The 6,302-nt window shown below is 51.8% G+C and carries 4 protein-coding genes and 2 pseudogenes; 3 read left to right on the forward strand and 3 right to left on the reverse strand.

Translation table 11 applies throughout. From position 1 onward, the window contains the following. Positions 1-84 (reverse strand): annotated as a pseudogene (locus tag ABJI08_RS13615) (IS6 family transposase); the annotation flags it as partial. 124 nt (positions 85-208) lie between these two features. Here ABJI08_RS13615 and ABJI08_RS13620 point away from each other — a divergent pair. From ABJI08_RS13620 to ABJI08_RS13630, 3 genes are all read left to right on the forward strand, one after another. Further along, positions 209-3,817, forward strand: coding sequence for an adenylate/guanylate cyclase domain-containing protein (locus tag ABJI08_RS13620; protein ID WP_348402397.1), 3,609 nt, complete (start codon positions 209-211; stop codon positions 3,815-3,817). A 29-nt stretch (positions 3,818-3,846) separates the two neighbouring features. Further along, positions 3,847-4,104, forward strand: a complete 258-nt coding sequence (locus ABJI08_RS13625) for a DUF4242 domain-containing protein (RefSeq protein WP_348402398.1) — start codon at positions 3,847-3,849, stop codon at positions 4,102-4,104. A 128-nt stretch (positions 4,105-4,232) separates the two neighbouring features. Further along, complete coding sequence (locus ABJI08_RS13630) at positions 4,233-5,648, forward strand: FAD-binding oxidoreductase (protein ID WP_348402399.1); 1,416 nt, start codon at positions 4,233-4,235, stop codon at positions 5,646-5,648. Between the two features lie 75 nt (positions 5,649-5,723). On the opposite strand, the pseudogene ABJI08_RS13635 reads toward ABJI08_RS13630, so the two are convergent. Both ABJI08_RS13635 and ABJI08_RS13640 read right to left on the reverse strand, forming a co-directional pair. Continuing rightward, positions 5,724-6,020, reverse strand: a pseudogene (locus ABJI08_RS13635) (DDE-type integrase/transposase/recombinase); the annotation flags it as partial. A gap of 63 nt (positions 6,021-6,083) precedes the next feature. Next, positions 6,084-6,302 (reverse strand): DDE-type integrase/transposase/recombinase (locus ABJI08_RS13640; protein ID WP_348402400.1); only part of this gene is annotated, 219 nt, incomplete at its 5' end.

Raw genomic sequence — 6,302 nt, forward strand, 5'->3', positions numbered from 1 at the left:
TGGAAATCGGACATAGAGCATCACCGCAAGGCGGATAATCTCAGGGCTCGTTTTGAAGTAGCGAAAAGGGGACCGTTTTGTCATTCGGCAACGCTAGGTCGCCACCCTGCCCTTCACAACCGAGTTTCCTCTGACATTGCCGTCCCCTGAGTTCCATGCTGAGATCAATTTCTTGATCGAAATCTCATAAACAAGCATTGTTAACAGTATGGCCCTTAACATCGACGCATGGCTCTTCGAACTCGGTTTGGATCAGTACACTGATTCATTCATCAATAATGATGTAGATGACAGAGTCTTGCCGTTGCTTACTGATGATGACTTAAAAGAATTGGGCGTAAGCTTGGGCCATCGCAAGATCATTTTGGCTGCCATCAAAGACCCCAAAAACAGCTTAGCAAGTTTTTCGACGCCCGAGCTGGCGCCATCTTTGAACGAGCAGACCCTTCAAAATGAACCCTCTCAAATTTCCGGCCACTCCGCACCTGATACGGTGGTTTCGTCAAAGCCAAATGCAAACGCGATTGCGGAACGTCGCCACCTAACGGTTCTATTTGCCGACCTCGTCGGGTCGACCAAACTCACCAACCGTTTGGACCCCGAAGATATGCGCATCCTGTTGCAGCGATATCAGGATGCAGTTGCTGGTGCTGTCAGCCGTTATGGAGGTTACGTTGCCAAGTATCTCGGTGATGGGCTTTTGGTGTTTTTTGGATGGCCTAGCGCCTACGAAGACCACGCAGTTCGCGCCGTAAAAGCTGGGCTGGACGCGGTGGACCGTGTGAAAGAGTTAGAAACACCGGACGGTGAACCTTTGGCGGTTCGGATGGGCGTCGCAAGTGGTGAGGTCGTCGTCGGTGACGCAATCGGAGAAAACACATACGAAGAAGGAGCGATGACAGGCCCGATCCTCAATCTTGCTGCGCGAATACAAGAGTACGCTCCACCTAACACGATAGTCCTCCCTGAAGAGGAAACAGAGGCGGCGCTGCGCCGAATTTTCGAATTTTCTTCACTTGGGCAGGTTGAGCTAAAAGGGTTTGACAGCCCACGCACGCTTTTACAAGTCGTTGCTGAGCACAGTGCCGAAAGCCGATTTCGTGCTACACATCGGGGGGATTCAAACAGCGCACTGGTCGGGAGAAATCTTGAAAACGGCATCCTTCGTCAGGCTTGGAAAGGCGCCAATAACGGTAAGGGCGAGGTCGTGTTGCTTGCAGGTGAGGCAGGCATCGGGAAATCCCGTTTGACCGAAGAGTTCCTGGCGGACGATGCTATCGCAGGCAATGCAGATATAATAAGGTTAAATTGTTCGCCTTATCTGACCAGTAGCCCATTTCATCCAGTTACCGAACGCATTTCTCAGGACGCAGGTGTCGAACCGGGTTTTGACGATGATCGTGTTTTGGAACAAGTACAGGCAATGCTGGAAACAAGGCAGGGTTTGGACATTGATCAGGTGCTTCCAGTTTTTGCGGCTCTGGTGGCGCCGCGCAGTAAGATCGCCCAGAAGATACTCGATTTGTCCCCCCAAGAACAACGCGACCTTACAATTCAGACACTGATTGACACCGTCAAAGCGCGTGCAAATGTGCGTCCAGTCATTCTGTTCATTGAAGATGCCCACTGGATCGATCCGTCGACCAATGCTCTTCTAGATCGTTTTAAAGCAATTTGTGCGGATCTTCCGCTGATGCTCTTGATAACCCACAGACCCGGTTGGGAGTTGGACCAGGACGATGGTGACGCCCATGTTCAAACGCTGCAGCTGCGCCGATTTGATTTTGATCATGTTGCTAATTTGATCCGAAGTATTTCCGGAAGCGAGCCTGATCGAGATCTCGTTCAGACGGTTGTTGAGAGGACGGATGGCATTCCGCTGTTTGTCGAGGAATTGACGCGCGCCATAGTCACGTCAGGAGAAAAAGGAAAATTCAAAGTGCCCTCGTCTTTGAAGGGCACTTTGATGGCACGACTCGACGCTGTTTCACTGGAAGCCAAGCAAGTGGCACTGGCTGGCTCGGTAATAGGCCGTGAATTTGAACCAGCGTTACTGCGCGCTACATTGGATAAGGGCCAGGCTGAAATCCGGAACTGCCTCGATGATCTTTGCAAATCAGGCTTAATATTCGAAAGCGGCCATAACCGCGGCTACTTTGTTTTCCGGCACGCTCTGATCCGAGACACAGCCTATCAATCTATGCTGGCCTCGACCCGCAGAGAGCTGCACGCGAAAGTCGCCGGCGCTCTGCTTCTGCTTCGATCCGCTGAAATCGAGCGCCGCCCTGAACTTGTTGCACACCACTTGACCGCTGCGGAAGATTGGGCGGCAGCTTTTCAACGCTGGCAGTCTGCAACCGAAATGGCTCTTGCTCGTTCGGCCAGTCATGAGGCGATGGCAAATGCAAAGGAAGCCCTCAAAGCCGCGCACAAACTAGGAGATGAAACCAGCCGGGAAGTGATCGTTGGCAAAATTCTTGTCGGAAGAGGCTATGATAGCGTCGGTCGATTGCCGGAAGGTATCGCCACTCTCAAAGAAGCATCAGAAGCCGCGTGTGAAATCGGAGATGTCGAAATCGCGGCAGATGCTGCACAACATTTCGCTGACTCAAGCATGATGGCTGGCGAGTTGCATGAACAAGCCATCAATGTTTGCCTGAAGGCTCTGAACGACTTGCCAGACCATGATGAGGTCCGACGATGCAAATTAATGAGCCAGCTGGCGCGCACTTACATGTTCACTGGTCAATTTGAGGCAAGTGCAGAGTACAGCCAACAATGTCTGAAGTTGGCCGCGAAACTGGGCGACCTCAAATCCCAATTCCACGTCATGATGGCGCGATTTGCCGCGTCATTTGTTGCAAGACAGGAAGACGAAGTGCGCGATTGGCGTATAAACCTTGAGGCCATGCACAAGGTTGCGGAGAAACTAGGCAATATTGACCAGGGGCGGGACCGAACGCTGAGTCTGTTTGTTGGGGCGGAAATGGCGGATCGCCAGTTGATGGACAACTCGTTGGAGCTGCTGACCGAGATATCAACAAAAGATAATCACCGTCAGCTATATTGGGTGCAAACACATGCCCGGGCAATGGTTGCTACTCTGGAAGGGAAATTTGAGCATGCCGAGAGCTATGCTAACGAAGCACTAAAGATTGGGCGCCAAACTCACGGTAAACATGTTGAGGGCGTTTATGGGGTTCAGATGTTTACGATCCGCCGTGAGCAGGGCCGTTTGCAAGAGGTCGCGCCAGTCATCAAACGGCTGATGACTGAAAGCCCAAATGATGCACGTTGGAAACCGGGTTTCGCCGTAATCGCAGCAGAGTTGGGTTACATTGAACCGGCCGAACGCATTCTGAATGAATTAGCGGAAACTAGATTTGCGATTACACCGGATGCCATGTACTCGACAACGCTTTCGTATCTGGCCGACATCTGTGTGGCGATAGAAAGCGAAAACCATGCACAAACAATTTTTGACATGCTTGTCCCCTATGAAAATCTTACAATTACAGCGGGTGCAACAACTGCGTGCATTGGTGCCGCTGCTCGTCGACTCGGCAGCCTTGCCGCCCTGATGGGCGACTGGGGAACTACGGAAAAAATGTTTGATAAGGCCATTGAAATTGACATGAGCATGGCTGCACCGCCGTGGATTGCGCACAGCAAGGCGGAGTATGCGTTCGCCTTGCGACGTCGCGGTCGCGCCAAAGATGCGAAAAGTGCTATTCATCTTGAAGCAGAAGCGTTGGCAACAGCCCAGATTTTGGGTATGGTTTCCCTTAAATCAAAGCTCGAGGGACAAGTGACTTAGGAACTCTGCAAACACGTTTGGAGTTAAATATGCCAAGATTTATTATTGAAAGAAATTTTGCGGAACAGCTCGAAATAGACAACGAGGCCAAAATTCAGATTAAGGAGGTCAATGACGAAGAGGGCATCGAATGGATTTTTTCGTTCCTGAGCGCTGATAAACGCAAGACATACTGCCTGTACGAAGCACCCGACGAAGATAGCCTACGAAAAGCCGCCGAGCGTCTGAATATTCCAGCAGACGTCATAACATCCGTGGATCGGATCGATCCCGGCATCTTTGCCTAGCGATTTAAGCCAACAAATACTTTAGTTACAAGTTCTGCCCAGTCGCCGAGAACAGGTGAGAAGCGGCTCTTTCTCTAGTCGAGGCAGTCTTGCAAGAAGCCTTACCTCAAAAAGGAAGGCCATTTCATATGTTAGAACTAGTCACACTCGACGGCGGAACGGCTGTTGTAGATCAAGAGATTTTGAATGAACTTGATGCTTCCCTCCGAGGGGAGGTGCATCTTCAGGGCAGTGCAGAGTACGACGACGCCCGGACGATCTGGAATGGAATAGTTGACCGCAACCCAGGCTTTGTGATCCGGGCATTTGGGGCCAGCGATGTGCAAAAATCAGTAAACTTTGCACGCGATAACGGGCTTGTAATGTCAGTGAAATCCGGCGGCCACCAGATTGCAGGCCATGCGGTTGCCGATGGAACGGTTATGCTTGATCTGTCGCAGATGCGTTCGGTGCATGTGGACCCTGTGAACCAAACTGCTCGCGTGGAACCCGGCGCAGTGCTGGGCGACGTGGATCGTGAAACACAGGCTCACGCGCTGATAGTCCCGACAGGGATAAATTCGACCACTGGTATTGCAGGTCTCACGTTGGGTGGCGGTTTTGGGTGGACAACCCGAAAGTTTGGAATGACGATCGACAACCTTTTGTCAGTCGAAGTGGTGACCGCGAATGGATGTATCGTCATGGCGTCTGCGACCAATGCCCCTGACCTTTTTTGGGCCATACGGGGCGGCGGTGGCAATTTCGGAGTGGTTACGTCATTCGAGTTCCAACTGCATCCTCTGGGGCCAGAAGTCTTGTCTGGATTGATCGTTCATCCGATCGCAGAGGCACCCGGTCTGCTGGCAGAAGTCACAAAAATTGCCGACAGCGCGCCGGATGAATTGACTGTCTGGAGCGTGATGCGGAAAGCTCCGCCTTTGCCATTTCTTCCAGAGGACTGGCACGGTCGTGAGGTTCTCATTCTCGCAGCTTGCTATGCCGGGCCCATGGATGAAGGCGAAACGGCAATGGAGGAGTTGCGTGGTCTTGGAAACCCGATCGTTGATGTCATTTCCCCGCATCCATTCGTAGGTTGGCAGGCCGCTTTTGATCCGCTGCTGACGCCCGGAGCACGAAATTATTGGAAGAGCCACGATTTCGCCGATCTATCTTCAGACGCAATTGCGACACTTCTCGAAGGGATTGCCACTTTGCCGGATCCGGCTTGTGAAGTGTTCATCGCTCATGTGGGTGGGGAAATGTCACGGGTAGGTACAAGTGAGACGGCATACCCGGCGCGGTCGTCACATTTCATCATGAATGTGCACACACGCTGGGAAGATGCAGCAAAGGACAATGAATGCATTACATGGGCGCGCCTGCTTTACGATCGGATGAAACCCTATTCAACTGGCAGCGCTTATGTGAATTTCATGCCCGAAGATGAAGCGGATCACATGGCAGGTGCTTATGGCGACAACGGTCAAAAATTGTCTCTGATCAAAGGTAAATATGATCCGGACAACCTTTTCAGAACGAACCACAATATATTGCCTGCGTGAACGGGTATGCATGTCTGCTCTGGGTGGTGTCAGACAAGTTCGAACCAGTCTCTACTAGGCCAGCATCGCTGCCCCTTATGCCGCACATAGACCGCGCCACTCAGCGAGAGCAGCGGTGCGGTTCAGCTTGAAATGGCATCTTTTCGAAAGGCTACGATCCTGATTGAAGTGGTTGAAAACGGATGCATGGGTAGAAACAAATTTCTGCAAACTTCGCATTCGGCGAAAGCGGTGCATGGCGCGCTCCTTTCGTCGAAATGGTAGATGGGAATTCTCGGCGCGGTTGTTCTTCCAACGACCTGTTTCCTGCCGGTCAGCATTTCCGATGACCTTCATCGCAGCACAATACGACCGCAATTGGTCAGTAACGATGGCTTCGGGCGGTGGTGTCAGACTAATTCGAACCAGTCTCAGTTTACCGGTAAAAACAGCAACCTATGCCGAACAAAGTTGACGCCACTCGGAGAGAGCGGCGGCGCGGTTAAGCTTGAAATTGGCACGTGAGTAAAGGTGACGTTCGTGGTTGAAGTGATTGTGAACTGAGGCGTGGATGGAGACGAATTTTTGCAAGGTTCCCGTTCGCCGGAAGCGCAACATTGCTCGTTCTCGTCGTCGAAACGGAAGGTGTGAATTCTCGGCCCGGTTGTTGAACCA

The sequence above is a fragment of the Shimia sp. genome (assembly GCF_039969785.1).
Classification (GTDB): domain Bacteria; phylum Pseudomonadota; class Alphaproteobacteria; order Rhodobacterales; family Rhodobacteraceae; genus Shimia.